This is a genomic window from Devosia faecipullorum, assembly GCF_015158295.1.
Taxonomy (GTDB): Bacteria; Pseudomonadota; Alphaproteobacteria; order Rhizobiales; family Devosiaceae; genus Devosia; species Devosia faecipullorum.
Genome location: NZ_JACDXV010000004.1, coordinates 83,373 through 97,637 on the forward strand (window position 1 = coordinate 83,373; position 14,265 = coordinate 97,637).

Sequence of the window (14,265 nt, forward strand, 5' to 3'; positions counted from 1 at the left end):
ATATGAGCGGCCAGAATATATAGCCCCACCATATACCGGGCAAACATATGCCTCGCAGGAATGATCCATGAACGTCAGAACGCTCTGCCTGTCGATCCTCTATAGCGGGGACGCAAGTGGCTACGACATTCGCCGGATGTGCACGGAGAAGGAATTCGCCTACTTCGTAGAAGCCAGCTATGGGTCGATTTATCCAGCCCTTGCCAAGCTCGAAGACGACGGTTTCGTTACCAGCCGCACCGAGCAGCAGGAGGGCAAACCGGCCCGCAAGGTCTATTCGATCACCGAAAGCGGCCGGCGCGCCTTTGCCGAGCAATTGGCTGAACCGCTGGGCGCGGACATGTTCCGCAGCCCTTTCCTGCTATTTTCTCGTTTCGCGCATATTCTGCCGCGCGAGCTGGTCGAGCAGAGATGCAACGAATTTCTCGAGCGAAACGTCCATAGCCGCAAGCGGCTTGACGACGCTTCTGAGCAATATGACCTCAACCCGGCTGATCGCTGGGTCATCGGATATGGACGTGCAGTACTCGAGGTTGCTGAGCAGCACCTGCGTACCCATATGCACGAACTGATCACAATGGCGCGAGCCGAGCCACGCCAGGACGCGGCGGAATAAGGGATAAAATCTACATGCGTGCAGTATTTTCCTACGGCTTGGCTTTTGCCATTCTGCTATTGGCGGGCGCCTGGTTCGCCACCGGCACCCTGGTGCAGGGCGGCCAGGGCGCCGGCAAGGGCGAGCGGGCTCTCATCTCGGTGATCGAGGGCGAGGAGCACGGACCGATCGCCAATACGCTGGGCAATGCCGGCCTGCTCGCCGAGCATCACGCCCCCACCGTCGATCCGACTCTGACCATTGCCCAGCGCAATGCGGCCACGACAGGCGCCTCTGCGCCGTTGCAAAGCGTACGTACGCAGACATTCATCGCCAAGGCCATGCCCGTCGAGGTGCCCTTGCGCGGTCGCACGGAGGCCAAGGCCAGCGTGACGGCCGTCGCCGAAACCGCCGGCAGCGTGGATGTAATGCACGTCACCAAGGGCCAGCGGGTTGCCGCGGGCGACCTGCTCTGCACGCTCGACCAAGGCACGCGCGCCGCCGGCCTGGCCCAGGCCGAAGCTGCGCTGGCGCAGGCGCAATTGACCTTCGACACCAATGTGGACCTGCGTGCACGCGGCCTTGCCGCGCCCAATACCGCCAATGCGGTGGAAGTGGCGCTGAGACAGGCCCAGGCGGGGCTCGACAACGCCAAGGCGGAACTCGAGCGCACCGAGATCAGGGCCAAGGTTGCGGGTCTCGTGCAGGATCCGATCGCCCTTGCCGGTGCCATGCTCAATCCGGGCTCGCCCTGCGCCACCATCGTGCAGCTCAATCCCATTGTGTTCACTGGCATGGTGCCCGAGGCGCATATCGGCCTGGCCCGGATCGGGCTCGACGCCAAGATCAAGACCGTGACCGGGCAGAATGTCGAGGGCAAGGTCACCTATATTTCGGCGGTCGCGGACAACGCGACCCGCGCTTTCCGCGCCGAGATCGAAATCCCCAATGAAGACTTCGCCATCCGCGACGGCGTCACCGCCGAGGCCGTGGTCAATATCGGCACGGCGCCAGGGCACCTGCTGCCCCAATCGGTGCTGACATTGGACGACGAGGGTGCGCTGGGCGTACGAACCGTCGAAAATGGCATAGTTGCCTTCTACCCGATCACCATTGTCAGCGACACGCGCGAAGGCGTCTGGGTCACCGGCTTGCCGATCAGCGCCGATGTCATCACCGTCGGGCAGGAGAACGTTACGTCCGGGCAGCATGTCGAAGCCAGCCCGGCGCCGGCCTCCACTGAAACCACTTCCAGCTGAGGACCGCAACGATGCTCGACTTCATCGAAAAAATCCTCAGGATGCCCAGGGTTGTCCTGACGATCATGGTGATCATCCTGGTCGGCGGCACGAGCGCCTATGTGGCGATGCCGAAGGAAAGTTTCCCGGCCATCGACGTGCCCTATCTCTATGTGTCGATCAGCCAGACAGGCGTGTCGCCACGCGACGCTGAGAACCTGCTTGCCAAGCCGGCGGAAGAAGAACTGGCGAACCTGCCGGGCCTTCAGAATATCAGCTCGACCTCGACCACCGGCCATGCCTCGGTGTTCCTCGAATTCGACATCAATACCGACAAGGATCAGGCGCTGCAGGACACGCGCGCCCGCATGGACGCCATCAAGGCAAAAATTCCAAGCGAGGCCAATGATCCCAGCGTGAACGAAATCGACTTGATCGGCATGCCGATCATTTCGGTGGCCGTTTACGGCTCCGCTCCCGAAAAGGAACTGGTGCGCCGCGCCGAGCAATTGCAGGATGCCCTTGAAGGCATCGGCGAAGTGCGCGAGGCCACTTTGTCGGGCGCGCGCAAGGAGCAACTGGAAGTCCGTGTGGACCTGTTGCGGCTGGAAGCCTATGGCCTAACCGCCAATCAATTGTTCGACGCGCTCTCGCGCAACAACATGGTCGTCGCAGGCGGCACACTCAATACCGGGCAAGGCTCGTTCAATATCGAAGTGCCAGGGCTCATCACCACCGCCGAAGACGTCTATAATCTGCCGCTCAAGACTGACGGCAATACGATCGTGACCTTCGGTCAGGTCGCCTCGATTACCCGCGCGCTTGCCGACGCCACCGAATATACCCATGTCAATGGTTCCCCTGCCCTCATCATGGGCATCAGCAAGAAGCTGGGTACCAATATCATTGACGTGTCGGACAAGGTTCGCGCGGTGACCGAAGAGGTTGCCAAGGACTGGCCCTCCGGCGTCAATTATTCGTTCTTCCTCGATCAGGCCGAAACCACCACGGCCCTGTTCCGCTCGCTGGAGGCCGCCGTCCTGACGGCCGTGGCCCTGGTTCTCATCACCTGCATCGCCACGCTGGGCGTGCGCCCGGCACTGATGATCGGTCTTTCCATCCCGCTATCGTTCATGATGGCCTTTCTCGTCGCCGACATGCTCGGCATGACCATCAATATGATGGTCATGTTCGGACTGGTGATCGCTGTGGGCGTACTGGTGGACGACCCCGTGGTGGTGGTCGAATATGCCGAGCGGAAATTGCAGGAAGGCGTTCCCAAGCGGGAAGCCTTCATTCTCGCCGTGCGCAAGATGTTCGTGCCGGTCGTAGGCGCGACGGCGACCACGCTGGGCGCCTTCGTGCCCCTGTTGTTCTGGCCGGGCATTATCGGCAAATTCATGAGCTATCTGCCGATGATCGTGATCATCGTCATGGTGGCCTCCTTCATTTCCGCACTGATCTTCATGCCGGTAATCGGCTCGATCATCGCCTCCAGTCATGTCGACCAGAAGGAGAAGGAAAAGGCCGACATCGTGATGTATCCGGACAAGTTCGACACCTCCAAGGTGAGCGGGCTGACCGGCGTCTATGTGCGCGTCATGGACAAGCTTCTGCATTGGCCGCTGCCCACGCTGGCCGTGGGCTTCGGGCTGATCGCCACGATCTTCGTGGCCTATGCCACGAACCCCACCGGCACCGAAGCCTTTCCCGCTTCGGAACCGGAATTCGCCACGGTCGCCGTAGTGGGTCGCGGCAATTATTCGCCTGAAGAAATCCGCGACATGCTGATGGAGATCGAAAGCGAATTGCTGCAGGTCAACGGCATTCAGGACGTGATCATGCAATTCGGCTCGACCGGCGCATTCGGATCGACGCCTCCTGATACGATCGGCAATTTCCAACTGCAATTGACCAACTGGAACCACCGCGTTCCGGCATCGGAGATTTTCGCCGATATCCGCGAGCGCGTCGCCGGCTTTGCCGGTCTCGACATCCAGCTGCTGGCCGCCGAAAACGGCCCTCCGGCAGGCAAGGACATTAACCTGCGAGTGGAAAGCAGCAATTACGACGATCTCGTTCCGGTCGTGACCGCGATCCGCAACCATATCGCCAGCTGGCCGGAAGCCGTGGACATCGAAGATGGCCGTCCCTCCCCGGGCATCGACTGGCAGATCACCATCGATCGCGCCGAAGCCGGTAAATACGGCATCGGCGTCAGAGAGTTGGCCCCTTATGTGCAATTGCTCACCGCCGGGGTGAAGCTGGGAACCTATCGCGACGCCGAGAGCGGCGACGAGTTGGATATAAGGGTGCGCCTGCCCCGGGAAGAACGCACCTTCGACGCTCTCGATTCCATGCGGATCGCGACCGCGCAGGGCCTTGTTCCGGTATCAAACTTCATCGAGCGCACGGCGGTGCCGAAAGTGGCCAGCATCCAGCGTCGCAATCAGGTCTATACCATGCCGGTCGCAGCCGGGCTGACCAACCTGCCCGAAGGCGTCTATGCCGCCGACAAGGTCAAGGAACTGCAAGGTTGGATTGCCGAGCAGGATTTCCCGCCGGCCGTCAGCGTGGCCTTTGGCGGCGCTGAGGAGCAGATGGGTGACGCCAATGCCTTCATCGGACAGGCCATGATGATGGCCATGGCGCTGATCTTCTTCATCCTGCTGCTTGAATATAACAGCTTCTACCAGGTGATGGTGACGCTCTCGACCGTCGTCATGTCAGTGGCAGGCGTGCTGTTGGGCATGCTGGCGACAGGCATGAGCTTCTCGGCCATCATGACCGGGCTGGGCATCGTGGCCCTGGCCGGCATCGTGGTGAAGAACGGCATCGTGCTGATTGACACCTATAACGACTATCACCGCCACCAGAATGTCGAAGCGGTGAAGGCCATGCTGCTGACGGTGAGCCAGCGCGTCCGCCCGGTGCTGCTGACCGCGTTCCTCACGGCATTGGGGGTGATCCCGATGTGGGCGAACATTGAGTTCGACTTCATCCGCCGCGAGATCGTCATTGGCGGCCTGGCCGGTTCGTGGTTCGTCCATCTGTCGGCAGCGCTGGTGTCGGGCCTGTTCTTCTCGACGGCGCTGACCCTGGTCATGGTGCCGGTAATGGTCACCGCGCCGACCGTGATGTGGAAGCAGCTCAGGTGGCTGGGCGCCCTGTTCGCCTTGTTGGGCGGCTGGATTGCCAGCCCCTTCCGTCGCGGCCAATCCATGGCTGCGCCTGCCGGTTTCGACGGCATGGCCGTGGAAATGCCGGACGATGCCGATAGCTCGAAGCGCTATGTCGTCTCCAAGGATGTCGGACTGACCGAAAAGGAAGCCAACGGCGTGACGGTGGTCAGCCGAAGGGACGCAGCGGAATAAACGCCTTTCCTGACGCACTCGAAATACGAAGGCCCGCAGCGATGTGGGCCTTTTTTCTTGGTGTTCCGGCCTGTTGAGGCCCCTCCCTTGTTCTATCCAACGATCGCAGGATGAACTGGATTGCTCAGACCAGCCGGGCAATGATGACAGGGCAAAAGACGCCTGTCATAGGACTTCTATGCAAAAATGGACGTTCTGGATCTACCCCAATCGGGGAAGGAAAAATCCTGTCCGCGCCTTGTAGTCCGCGTAATTCGAAGACAGGGAGGAAGCCTCGAAATTGCGTTCCTCGAGGCGCGCTGCCTTGATGTAGAGCCAGATCAGGAGGAGGGCGCAGGCGGCGGCGATGATTGACCAGGTGGCGATTGCCCAGCCGGACCAGAAGATCGAATAAGACAAATAGAAGGGATGGCGGACCAATCGATAAGGCCCCTCTTCGACCAGCGAATGGGGATGAGCCGGATCGAACACGAACCGCAGGCGCGCCTTCCGGGACGCCATTATGGCGGCATAGAAAATGCAGACGCTGCAAAGCTGGATGGCAAGGCCGACAATCTGAGCCAGGAGGGGCTGGTCAACCAGCCAGGTCAGGACCAGCATGATGACAGTCGAGCCGGTCACCGACGCTGCAACGACCCGGGCGCCGGGCGGCATGGTCTCGGACGAGAAATGATGGCGAACCGACCACATATAGGCCCCGACGATCAAGGCGGCGGTCAGGGTAACGAGCCCGTCCAATATCCATTCCATGGCTCACCCCCGCAGCACGCACGCACATCGCCCCAAAATCCACCTTATCTTAACCGAGTGCGGAAACCACTCCTATAGAGATATGTCGCATAATCGGCTCCCAATATTGGAGTAGATTGCCATGACTGCCCCCTGCCCCATCATGCGCCTTGCCGGCGGCGGCATTGGGTATCGCGACAGCGGCGGGCCTGGCCTGCCCATCATTTTCGTACACGGCGTCTGCGGCAGCAAGGAAGTGTTCGAGCACCAGTTCGCCCAAACGTTCACCAATTCGTTCCGCCTTATCGCGTTCGACCTGCCGGGGCACGGCGCGTCCGACGACGCCGCCGATCCGCAACGGAGCTATTCGATCCGCGCGTTGAGCGACACCACGCTCGATGTGATGAATTATCTGCGCCTGCCTCGCGCACTGATCGTCGGCTGGTCGCTGGGTGGCCACATCGCCATGGAATTGATGGACAGGTTCCCCGACAGGCTGGCCGGCGTGGTCACGGTTGGAGCGCCGCCATTGGCCCCAGGGCCTCTGGGCACGATGCGGGCCTTCCATCTCCATTCCAGCATGCTGCTGGCCCGCAAGCCGCAATTCACTACCCGCGATGCCATGGCCTGGGAGGCGATGTGCTATGGTCCGGAACCCGATGGCATGCACTTCGCCGCCATTGTGCGCGCCGATGGGCGGATGCGGCCGCAGACCAGCCAAAGCCTCCTGCGTGGCGGCATTTCCGATCAACGGCGAGTGGTGGCGCAATCGCCGGTACCGCTGGCCCTGATCAATGGCGCTGCCGACCCCATCGTGCGTGTAAAATATTTGAAGACGCTGGCCTATGCCAATCTGTGGGAAGGCCGCTCGCACGCCATTGCCGACGCCGGCCATGCGCCATTCCTGTCGCATCCCAACCAGTTCAACGCCTTGCTGCACCGCTTTGCCAGCGATATGGCGCGCCGCTTCCCCGGGCCATACCATGTGGACAAAACAATTCTCAGCGCCCCCGACGCCTCTCATGCAGCCGAACCCAGATTCCGCCGACAGGCCGCAAGGTAACTGACGGCAGGAACCTGACCGGTCTTTCGGTGAGCCGTTCGACGTCGAAACGCCGGGCAATCGTCGCTAGCAGCAGCATGGCTTCCATCATCGCGAAGCGATTGCCGATGCAGATTCTTGGCCCGCCGCCGAATGGAAAATAGGCGAAGCGCGGCAATTTGCGCCGGAAGTCGCCTGCCCATCGCTCCGGCCTGAATTCCAGCGGATCGTCGAAATAACGCGGATCGCGCTGCGTCACCCAGGGGCTCAGGATGATTGTCGTGCCCTTCTTGATCTCGTAGTCGCCGATAATGACGTCACGGCGCGCCTCCCGGCCAATGGCCCAGCCGGGCGGGATCAGGCGCAACATTTCAATGACCGCCTGCTCGGTGAGCTTGAGATGGGGCAGATCGTCCGGCGTCACCGGGCGACCGGGCGCCACCGCCTCGACTTCGGCGGCGATGGCGTCCTGAATATCGCGGTGCTGCCCCAGCAGATGAAATCCATAGGCCATGCTCAACGCCGAGGTTTCGTAACCAGCCAGCAGCATGTTGCAGATCTGGTCGCGCAAGGCCTTGTCGGTCATGGGCCGGCCGTCTCCGTCGCGCGCCGACATCAGCAGCGACAGAAAACCGGGAGATGCGTTCTTGCCGGTGCGGTTCTCGGCGATGACGCGATAGACCATCCGCTCGAGATGGGCGATGCCCTTCAGGTAACGCCGATGGCCCGGCAACGGCACCCAATCCGGCACTACCAATGGCCGGGAAAAGCGTGCGGCCACCTCATCGATGACCCAATAGGCCGCCTGTTCCATGGCTTCGAGATCGTCGGTGACATCGGCGTCGAGCAAGGTCTTTGCGGCGATCTGCAAGCCAAGCGACATCATCTCGCGATGCATGTCGATGTCCTGACCATCCTGCCAACGCGCCAGTTTGCGTTCGGTCAGTTCCACCATGTGCGGGCCATAGCTGGCCAGCGGCGCGGTGGCGAAGGCCGGGGCGGCAAGGCGGCGCTGGCGCTGCCATTCCTCGTCCTCGGCCACGAACAGACCATTGCCCATCAGCGCTTCGAGTTGCCGCCAGAACACCCTGTTCTTGGTGAAATTCTCGCTCTGCCGCACCAGAACCTGTTCGATAAGGTCGGGATGGTTGACGATCACAGCGGGAAAGCCGCCGACCTGGATGGCGGTCATGTCGCCATATTGGCGGGCGCTGCGCTCGAAAAATCCCAACGTATCCCGGCTCATCTCGAGCAGGTGCCCAAGCACGGGCAAGCCTTTTGGCCCCTCGGCGCGGCGCAAAGGGCGAGTATCAGCGTTCGGGTCGGGGCTCGTCACATTGCACCGCTCAACTGTCCCATAGGCGGGAATCCGCGCGCAATTTGATCACAGCGTCTGGCCCGAAACCAGTGCCAACTCCCCTATTCCGCAGCTGGAATGCCGCGTTTGACGAAGCCATCCGGGTCGTCCTGGGTGCGAGCCAGCAATTCAGCGGCCTCGCTGGCTTCGCGCTGCCGGTTCCACATCTGGGCATAGAGCCCGTCCCGTTGCAGCAATTCCATGTGATTGCCGCGTTCCGCAACCATGCCGTCGCGCAAAACGATGATTTCATCGGCATTGACCACGGTGGAGAGGCGATGGGCGATCACCAATGTGGTGCGATTGCGCGAGACATCGTCCAGCGCCGCCTGGATATCCCGTTCAGTCTTTGTATCGAGCGCGGAGGTGGCTTCATCCAGAATAAGGATGGAGGGCGATTTGAGAATGGTGCGGGCGATGGCGACGCGCTGCTTTTCGCCGCCGGACAGCTTGAGACCACGTTCGCCCACCGGCGTGTCGAAGCCCTTGGGCAGCGCTTCGATGAAGCCGCCGACCTGGGCCATGCGCGCCGCTTCCCGGATTTCTTCGGCTGACGCACCGGGGCGGCCGTATTCGATATTGTAGCCGATTGTATCGTTGAACAGCACCGTGTCCTGCGGAACCATGCCGATGGCCGAGCGCAGGCTTTCCTGCGTCACGTCGCGCATGTCCTGCCCATCAATGCTGATGCGTCCGCCGGTCACGTCGTAGAAGCGGAACAGGAGGCGCGAAATCGTGGATTTCCCCGCGCCGGTCGGCCCGACAATGGCCAGGGTCTTTCCGGCGGGCACCTCAAAGCTCACGCCCTTGAGGATTGGACGATCCGGATCATAATGGAAGGTGACATCCTCAAAACGGATGACCGGGCCGGTGACCGCCAGCGGCTTGGCGCCCGGCTTGTCCTGTATCTCGGGGGCCTGGTCGAGCAGCTTGAACATTTCCTCGATGTCGGTGAGGCCCTGGCGCAGCTCGCGGTAGACGAAGCCGATCATGTTGAGAGGCCGGTAAATCTGCAGCAGGAACGTGTTGAGCAGAACGAAATCGCCGAGGGTCAACCTGCCATCCATGACGCCTAGAACCGCCATGATGGAGATGACAAGAAAGCCGCCATAGAAGATGACCGCCTGGCCAAAATTGAGAAAGCCAAGCGAACTCCAGATGCGGATGGCGGAGCGTTCATAGCCGGCCATGGCATTGTCGAAACGCGCCGCCTCGATCTTTTCATTGGCGAAATACTTCACCGTCTCGAAATTGAGCAGGCTGTCTATGGCCTTGCCATTGGCGTCGGTGTCGCTGTCATTCATCTGCCGGCGAATGGCGATGCGCCAGTTGGATGCCTTGATGGTGAAATAGAGATAGGCCCAGATCATCACTATCAGGACGCCCAGATAGCTCAGTCCGAACATCCACACGAAAATGAACGCCACGACGACAAATTCGACGATGGTAGGGGCAATATTGAGCATGGCGAAACGCACGATGGTTTCAATGCCCTTGGTGCCGCGCTCGATGACGCGAGACAGCCCGCCCGTGCGCCTTTGCAGATGAAAGCGCAGCGACAGGCGGTGCATGTGATGAAAGGTCTGCAGCGCCAGCTTGCGCACCGCATGCTGGCCGACACTGGCAAACAGCACATCGCGCAATTGCTGGAAGCCGGCATCGATGACGTTGCTGAGCGCATAGGCAATCACCAGCACCACCGGCACGGCGACCCCAAGGATCAGCGCGCTGTCGGTCGTGGTGCCATCAAGGCTGTCGATAATGCCCTTATAGGCGAAGGGGACGACGGTGGTGGCGACCTTGCTGGCCAGCAGCGCCGCCAGCGCCAGCACGACGCGCAGGCGCAGGTCGGGCCGGTCCTCGGGCCACATATAGGTCCACAAGTTACGGATCGTGGAAAACACAGATCCTTCGTCCGCGCTGACGGACGGTTTCTTGTCGGTGCTGTCGGATGCCATCAGGCCGGTTCCGCTTCCTTGTTGGGCGTTGGGGTCAGCCCCTCAAGCAATCCACCGAAGGCGGCGCTCAGTTCGGCGAACCTGTCCTGGCGGATGCAATAGCGATTGCGGGTGCCATGGGCCCGGCGGTCGATCAGACCGGCATCGAGCAGCACCTTGATATGCTGGGAAACGGTGGATTGGGCCAGGGTCAGGCTCTCGGTCACGTCGGCGCAGCAGCATTGGCCCTGCTGCTGGGTTGCTAGGATGCGCAGGATTTCCAGGCGCACCGGATGGCCGAGGGCTCGCATGGAATTGGCAATGTCATCGTCACGCATGGCGTTGCTCGGGCTTGTTCGGGGTGGCCGGCGACAGGGAAAAGCCAGCCGGCAATGCTTGATCGGTCATTTGCGATGGAAGATGGGGTGTTCGGCCGGGAAAAGCAATAGAGGGCAGCGAAACGGCGCCCGAAGGCGCCGTCTGCTCTGCGTCATTGTCCGGCGGGAAGGTCGAAGACCTGCCCCGGATAAATGCGATCCGGGTCGCGGATATGAGCGTTATTGGCCTGGTAGATCGTCGTATATTTGAGGCCCTCGCCATAGACCCGTCGGGCGATGGTCCAGAGATTGTCGCCACGCCGGATGATTGCCTTGCCGGAAGCGAAACGCTGCGCTTCCGGATCGCCCAGGGAAACCGCGACCATCTTGGGCACGACAGGCTCGGCAACTGTCGCAGGTTTCGGCTGGGGCTCCGGAGCCGGCTCCACAGCCTGAACGGGAGCGGGTTCGGATGCAGGCTGCGACGCCGGTTGAGCCGCCGGTTCAGGCTGGACCACGGCTTCGGCAGGCGGGGCGGCCTCGACATTTGCAGCCGCAGCGACCGGCGTCTCCGCAGGAATAGCGGCCGGTTCCGCGTCTTCCACGGTCGATTCACTTGGGCTCGCTTCGGGAGCCTCGGGCACGTCAGCATCGGCAACGGCGATCGGCTGGTCGCCAGCGGCCGGAAGATCGACCACGAAATCCACCTCCGAGCGGGCCAGGACCGCACCGGTTGCCGGCTGGATGAGATCGGCGCGCACGCGCTGGCTGGGCTTGCTCAATACCGGCCCGGCCTCGACCAGCCAGCGGCCCTCGGCAATTGTCGCATCGGCCACAAAGCCATCATCGACATAGAGCCGAATGATGCCGCCCGTGGGTCCAGCGCCGGCGAAGAAGGTGCGCGCACCTTCCAGTTCGATGGCGTCGATGCTGGGTTGCACATCGGCCAGCGGCGCGACGGCAATGGCGGGCGTTTCCGCGACCGCAGCGTCGGGCACAGCGGCGACGACAGCTTCAGGCTCGGAGGCAAGTGGGGCGTCGGCCACGACTGCCGGCTGCACCACCGGCGCAGCTTCAGGTTGCACTTGCGGCGCGGCAGGTTCGGAGGCCACCGGCTCGGTCAGTGCTGCAACGTCTGTTTCTGGTGCTTCGGCAATGGCAGGCTCGCCTTCTGCCGTCGCGGCGACGGCAAGAGCAGGCTCTTCAGCAATCGCGGCGGCGGGTTCCGCAACAACAGCGTCCATTTCTTCGGCGGGCTCGGCGGGTATTGCCGCTGCCACGTCCTGCGTCTTCGCCGCCGGTTGCTCGGCTGGAGCGGCCTGAGCCACTTCAACGGTCTCGGGCGCGCTCGCAGGTTCGGTGGCAGTTGCGACCTCTGGGGCATTGAGACCCTGCAACACTTCGCTGGCCTGTCCGGGCGCGCTGGCCACGACGAGCGGCTGGGTGGTGCGGTCTTCGTTCAACACGACGATGAAGGATTGATCGGCCGTGCCGCTCTTGCCTTCCTCGCCAAGGGTAATTTCGAGATCGCCGGCGGCCAGCGGGGCATCGGGGACGAATACCCAATCGCCGCTGGATTCGACGTCCACCTTGCCGAGCAATTGCCCATTGGCAAAGACTTCCACCTTGCTGCCCGGCGTGCCGCTACCGGCAATGACCATCGAGCCATCGGGCTCGGCGCGGAGCAGTCCGAAAGTGGCGGCAATGACGTCATCGGCGGCATCGGCGGACGCAATTTCCACGGCATCGGCAGGCGGGGTGACATCCAGTTCGGGTTCGGAGGAGACGGCCTCCTCGGCGATTGCCGAACTGGTTTCTTCCGTCGCGGTTTCGGCCTCGGCAGTGGCGGGCTCCGGCAGCGGCGGCACCAGGCCGACCTCGGCCATCTTGCCGCGCAGGCACAGGCCCAATCCGTCTTCGCTGTTGAAGCAGGAAACGATTGCCGGGCCGGTCAGAACACCGAAAATGACGACAAGAGTGGCTGCCGCTGCTCCAATGGTCAGAGCGAGAGGACGTTTCGGAGCGGTTTCGGCCAGTTTGCCCTCCACGGGATCTTTATCCTTGGGCGGTTGCTGCCGCCTCGGTTTTCAACAACTTGTAGGTGATCGATTCATACAGAGCTTCAAAGGACGCATCAATGATATTGGGCGAGACGCCGATGGTTACCCAGCGTTCTCCCGTTCCATCGCGGCTTTCGACCAATACACGGGTGACCGCGCCCGTGCCGCCGTCCAGGATACGCACCTTGAAATCGACCAGCTCGAGATCTTCGATTCGGTTCGAATAGACGCCGAGATCCTTGCGCAGGGCCAGGTCCAGCGCATTGACCGGGCCATTACCCTCAGCCACCGACATCAAGCGCTCCCCTTCCACCATGATCTTGACCACGGCCTCTGTGATCGTCACCTCTTCGCCAAGGGCATTGTGGCGGCGTTCCACCATGGCGCGATAGTGCTCGACCTGGAAGAAATCCGGCAATGTGCCCAATACGCGCCGGGCGAGGATGGCGAAGGAGGCGTCGGCGCCGTCATAGGAATAGCCGCGAGCCTCGCGCTCCTTGACATGGGCCAGCAGCTTTTCAAGGCGCGGATCGTCCTTTTCGATGCTGATGGAATGGCGGGCGAGCGCTGTCAGCAGATTGGATTTTCCGGCCTGCTGGCTGACCATGATGGCACGCTCATTGCCCACGCTTTCGGGTGGCACATGCTCATAGGTCGAAAAGTCCTTGAGCAGGGCCGAGGCGTGAATGCCGGCCTTGGTGGCGAAAGCGGCAGCGCCGACATAGGGCGCCTGCCGCGCCGGGGCCCGGTTGAGCCGGTCGTCGAATGCCCGGGAGATCTGGGTGAGGCGTTCAAGGCTCTGGGGCGTGATGGCGGTTTCGAAGCGCGCGGCATAATAGGGCTTGAGCACCAGGGTGGGGATCAGCGTCACCAGATTGGTATTGCCGCATCGCTCGCCCAGGCCATTGAGTGTGCCCTGCACCTGGCGCACGCCCGCTTCGACGGCGGCCAGGGCATTGGCGACGGCCTGGCCGGTGTCGTCATGGGGGTGAATGCCCAGGCGGTCGCCCGGCGCGATCTTCAGCACGTCGCCGACGATCTCGCGCACTTCGGAGGGCATGGTGCCGCCATTGGTGTCGCAGAGTACGACCCAGCGCGCCCCGGCCTCGAGCGCGGTCCTGACGCAATCGAGCGCATAGCTGCGATTGGCCTTGAAGCCGTCGAAAAAATGCTCGAGGTCGATCAGCACTTCCTTGCCGGCGGTGGTCGCCGTGCGCACGGTGTCGGCCAGCCCTTCGAGATGTTCGGCAATGGTGGAGCCCAGCGCCAGTTCCACCTGATAATCGGACGCCTTGGCGACGAAACAGGTGGCGTCGGCCGCCGAATTGATCAGCCCCATGACGCCGGGGTCATTGGCGGCGGAGCGCCCCGCCCGCTTGGTCATTCCAAAGGCGGTGAAAATGGCGTTTCGCGTGCGCTTCTGCTCGAAAAAGCCGGTATCCACCGGATTGGCGCCGGGATAGCCCCCCTCGATATAATCCACGCCCAATTCTTCGAGCATGGCGGTAATGGCTATCTTGTCCTCCAGCGAAAACTCAATGCCGGCGGTCTGGGCGCCGTCGCGCAGGGTGGTGTCGAAGATATAAAGGCGTTCGCGGGACATGGGGGGCCTGAAA

General features: G+C 62.1%; 10 protein-coding genes. 4 read left to right on the forward strand and 6 right to left on the reverse strand.

Annotated features, from left to right (window positions below):
• Positions 1–67: 67 nt before the first annotated feature.
• Genes H0482_RS10990 through H0482_RS11000 form a run of 3 tightly spaced genes read left to right on the forward strand, consistent with a single transcriptional unit; the run spans position 68 to position 5,207 of the window.
• Positions 68–616, forward strand: coding sequence for a PadR family transcriptional regulator (locus H0482_RS10990; protein ID WP_193730099.1), 549 nt, complete (start codon positions 68–70; stop codon positions 614–616).
• 14 nt (positions 617–630) lie between these two features.
• Entirely contained in the window at positions 631–1,854 is a 1,224-nt protein-coding gene (locus H0482_RS10995) for an efflux RND transporter periplasmic adaptor subunit (RefSeq protein ID WP_193730100.1), read from the forward strand.
• Positions 1,855–1,865: 11 nt separating this feature from the next.
• Positions 1,866–5,207, forward strand: a complete 3,342-nt coding sequence (locus tag H0482_RS11000) for an efflux RND transporter permease subunit (RefSeq protein ID WP_193730101.1) — start codon at positions 1,866–1,868, stop codon at positions 5,205–5,207.
• A gap of 201 nt (positions 5,208–5,408) precedes the next feature.
• Here H0482_RS11000 and H0482_RS11005 read toward each other — a convergent pair whose 3' ends face one another.
• A complete protein-coding gene (locus H0482_RS11005) occupies positions 5,409–5,957 on the reverse strand; it encodes a methyltransferase family protein (RefSeq protein WP_193730102.1) in 549 nt (182 codons plus the stop codon).
• A gap of 121 nt (positions 5,958–6,078) precedes the next feature.
• Between H0482_RS11005 and H0482_RS11010 the strand changes: the two genes are divergently transcribed.
• Entirely contained in the window at positions 6,079–6,999 is a 921-nt protein-coding gene (locus tag H0482_RS11010; protein ID WP_193730103.1) for an alpha/beta fold hydrolase, read from the forward strand.
• On the opposite strand, the gene H0482_RS11015 is transcribed toward H0482_RS11010, so the two are convergent.
• The 5 genes from H0482_RS11015 to cimA form a co-directional block, all read right to left on the reverse strand.
• Positions 6,938–8,251 (reverse strand): cytochrome P450, encoded by a 1,314-nt coding sequence (locus H0482_RS11015; protein WP_193730104.1) that lies wholly within the window; start codon positions 8,249–8,251, stop codon positions 6,938–6,940. The genes H0482_RS11010 and H0482_RS11015 overlap by 62 nt on opposite strands.
• Positions 8,252–8,397: 146 nt before the next feature.
• The gene (locus H0482_RS11020) at positions 8,398–10,293 is read right to left on the reverse strand and encodes an ABCB family ABC transporter ATP-binding protein/permease (protein ID WP_193730105.1); all 1,896 of its coding nucleotides are present in this window, start codon (positions 10,291–10,293) and stop codon (positions 8,398–8,400) included.
• Entirely contained in the window at positions 10,293–10,610 is a 318-nt protein-coding gene (locus H0482_RS11025) for an ArsR/SmtB family transcription factor (RefSeq protein ID WP_193730106.1), read from the reverse strand. The genes H0482_RS11020 and H0482_RS11025 overlap by 1 nt, the downstream gene beginning before the upstream one ends.
• A gap of 152 nt (positions 10,611–10,762) precedes the next feature.
• The gene (locus H0482_RS16915; protein ID WP_193730107.1) at positions 10,763–12,637 is read right to left on the reverse strand and encodes a LysM peptidoglycan-binding domain-containing protein; all 1,875 of its coding nucleotides are present in this window, start codon (positions 12,635–12,637) and stop codon (positions 10,763–10,765) included.
• Positions 12,638–12,644: 7 nt separating this feature from the next.
• Positions 12,645–14,252: a citramalate synthase gene (cimA, locus tag H0482_RS11035; RefSeq protein ID WP_193730108.1), complete on the reverse strand. Its 1,608-nt coding sequence runs from the start codon at positions 14,250–14,252 to the stop codon at positions 12,645–12,647.
• Between the last annotated feature and the right edge of the window lie 13 nt (positions 14,253–14,265).